General features: G+C 68.8%; 2 protein-coding genes. Both read left to right on the forward strand.

The features are described 5' to 3' along the window. Positions 1 to 463 (forward strand): sigma-70 domain-containing protein (locus I59_RS05280; RefSeq protein WP_031272978.1); only part of this gene is annotated, 463 nt, incomplete at its 5' end. Positions 464 to 467: 4 nt separating this feature from the next. Beyond that, positions 468 to 1,672: MurT ligase domain-containing protein (locus tag I59_RS05285; protein ID WP_022902975.1), on the forward strand; the 1,205-nt coding region annotated here is incomplete at its 3' end.

Genomic DNA, 1,672 nt, shown 5'->3' on the forward strand with positions numbered 1-1,672 from the left:
CATCAACAAGCTGCCGCGTGTGCAGCGCCAGATGCTGCAGGACCTCGGTCGCGAGCCCACTCCGGAAGAGCTCGCCCGTGAGCTCGACATGACCCCCGAGAAGGTCGTCGAGGTGCAGAAGTACGGCCGCGAGCCGATCTCGCTCCACACGCCGCTGGGCGAGGACGGCGACTCGGAGTTCGGTGACCTCATCGAGGACACCGAGGCGGTCGTCCCGGCCGACGCGGTGGGCTTCACGATGCTGCAGAAGCAGCTCGAGAGCCTCCTCGACTCCCTGTCCGAGCGCGAGGCGGGCGTGATCCGCATGCGCTTCGGCCTCGGTGACGGCCAACCGAAGACCCTCGACCAGATCGGTGACACGTTCGGCGTGACGCGTGAGCGCATCCGCCAGATCGAGTCCAAGACGATGGCGAAGCTCCGCCACCCGTCGCGGTCGCAGTCGCTGCGCGACTACCTCGAGTAGGCCGATGCGTTTCCTGGTCCCGATCCTCGTCGGGCGGATCCTCCGCGCCCTCGCCCGTGCGCGGGGCGGGGGGTCCGCCTACCCCGGGTACATCGTCCTGAAGCTCGTGCCGGACTTCCTGCAGCACGTGACGAAGCAGTTCCCGAACGGCGTCGTCTTCGTGCTCGGCTCGAACGGCAAGTCGACGACGACCCACATGATCTCGGACATCGTCCGGGCGCACGGCCTGCGGGTCTTCACCAACCCCTCGGGAGCGAACCTCCCGCAGGGCATCGCGTCGGCACTCCTGTCCGAGGTGTCGCTGACCGGCAAGCTCAAGGCCGACATCGGCATCCTCGAGGTCGACGAGGCGTTCGCGGTCGAGCTCGCGGGCATCCTGTCGCCGTCGACGGTGACGATGCTCAACGTGCAGGTCGACCAGCTCTACCGGTTCTTCGAGACCGAGCGCGTCGCGACGATGATGCTCGACACCGCGGCGCTCTCGGCCCGGAACGTCATCACGAACCGCGACGACCAGTTCCTCGACGCCTACGTCGGTACGGCCGACCAGCAGGTGCTCCGGTTCGGGGCGAGTGCCGAGGTCGTCGCCGCGGCGCCGAACGGCCTGCAGAACGCGGACGACTTCGACCGGCAGGACGCCGAGCCGAACGTCGCCGACGCCGAGGTCGTCGTGAACACCGGCGACGGTGCGACCATCCGCTTCGCCGGAGCCGACATCCCGGTCCGACTGCCGGCGCGTGGGCTGCACTACGCGGTGGACGCGGCTGCCGCCACGGCAACGGCCAGCGCGGCGCTCGGCGACCAGTTCCGCGCGGACGCGGTCACGAAGGCCTTCGGCACGATGAAGCCCGCCTACGGGCGCGGGGAGCGACTGCCCATCGCGGGCGAGTCCGCCGAGTTCACGATGTTCAAGAACGCCGCGAGCCTCCAGCTCAACCTCGACGCCCTGCCGGACCACCCCGAGCAGGTCCTCATGGCGATCGACGAGGGCACGCCGGACATCTCCTGGATCTACGACATCGACTTCTCGAAGCTCGACCACGTGGACGTCGTCTCCGGTGACAAGGCCTGGCAGATCGCCATCGCCCTCGAGCACGCCGGCGTCCGCATCGGCGCCGTCGAGCCCGACGTCGAGGCCGCGATCCGCCGCATGGAGCAGCTCGGCGCCACCACCAGTGGCACGAAGAACTTCATCGTCAACTACGAGAT

The sequence above is a fragment of the Curtobacterium sp. B8 genome (assembly GCF_000333315.1).
GTDB lineage: Bacteria > Actinomycetota > Actinomycetes > Actinomycetales > Microbacteriaceae > Curtobacterium > Curtobacterium luteum.